Origin of the sequence: Streptomyces sp. UNOC14_S4 (genome assembly GCF_020740835.1) — a bacterium.
Taxonomy (GTDB): domain Bacteria; phylum Actinomycetota; class Actinomycetes; order Streptomycetales; family Streptomycetaceae; genus Streptomyces.
In genome coordinates this window covers 1-1,156 of the sequence record NZ_JAINFC010000947.1, presented here as the reverse complement: position 1 = coordinate 1,156, position 1,156 = coordinate 1, and the positions used below count along the sequence as shown (strand labels likewise).

Below are 1,156 nucleotides of genomic sequence, written 5' to 3'. Positions count from 1 at the left end.
GCCGCGTACGGTCCACGGGGACGAGCGCGTTCCGGGCGGCCCGGGCCAGCCGGACCGCCGTGCGAGCCGCTCCGGTGGCCTCTCCCGCGGCGGCCCGTACGCCGGTGGCGGCGAGACCGGCCGTGCCGCGCAGGGCGGCACCGGCCGGCGGGCTCAGGAGGCGGGCTGTCCGGGCGGGGAGGGCGAGGGTGAGGCCCAGACCGGCCGCGGGCAGGCCGGTCAGCAGACGCAGAACCACTGTCCTACTTTCGTGGGAGGTCCGCGGCGCGCGTGCGTGATCGCGGCACGGAGGGTCTGTGCCCGAGACGGCCGGGCTGCCGTTGGCTCCTGCCGTACCGACTCAGCTGGCGGAGTCGTCCGGCGGCGGCGCCTCGGCCGTGCCGTCCTTCGCGCCTCGCGCCTTCCTGGGATTGGTCCCGCCCTGCGTCTTGCTGCCCTGTGCCTTACTGCCTCGCGCCTTACTGCTGTCCTGCTCAGAGAGCGACGTGGCCCCGCTGGTGGCCTCCGGCGCTTCCTCGGTACCGCTGTCGTGGGCGGGGCGCTGCTGTGTCAGCCACACCACCGCCGCGCCCGCGGCGGCCACCGGCCACTCGACGAGTCCGACGACGCCCAGCACGCCGATCCCCGCGTACGCCGCGGCGCGGCGGGCCTGGGGGGACACCGAACCGACCGCGCCCAGAACGCCGTTGGCGGCGCCCTTGACCAGGCCCGCGCCGGGTACGTGGTCCGTCACCGACCTCACTGCCGCCAACGCCCCGGCCGGTCCGGACGATCCCGCCGGGCGGGCCGGGTGCCTGGGCGGTGTGTCGGCGCTGTCTCTCATGGAGTCTCCCCTCACGGATGGCTGACAGATAACTGATGGTTCATCAGTGCAGCTTGCTCACTTGGGGGTTTAGCTTTGCCATTTCTTGTTTCCCAAAAGTTCGATTGACAATCTACGGGCGGCGCATGATTTCCACGGGACGAGGCGGCCCGGCCGACCGGCGGGGTTCTGCCCCGGCACCGCCTGTTCGCCCGGAGTTCGGTTGACAACTCGCGGGCGGCGTCAGGATTCTGCGGTATGTACGAGTTGTACGGCACCCGTGGGTGCCCCGGCCGCGAGGAGGTGAGGGGCTTGAGTCCCTGGCATAGTCTGGAGCCCGCCCCAGGGCCCACC

General features: G+C 72.8%; 2 protein-coding genes. Both read right to left on the bottom strand.

The genetic code is table 11. The features are described from left to right. Positions 1-238, bottom strand: a 238-nt coding sequence (locus tag K6I34_RS37225; protein WP_229332433.1) for a hypothetical protein, incomplete at its 3' end; no start/stop codon positions are given. A 102-nt stretch (positions 239-340) separates the two neighbouring features. Continuing rightward, complete coding sequence (locus tag K6I34_RS37220) at positions 341-733, bottom strand: hypothetical protein (protein WP_229332432.1); 393 nt, start codon at positions 731-733, stop codon at positions 341-343. Positions 734-1,156: the final 423 nt, after the last annotated feature.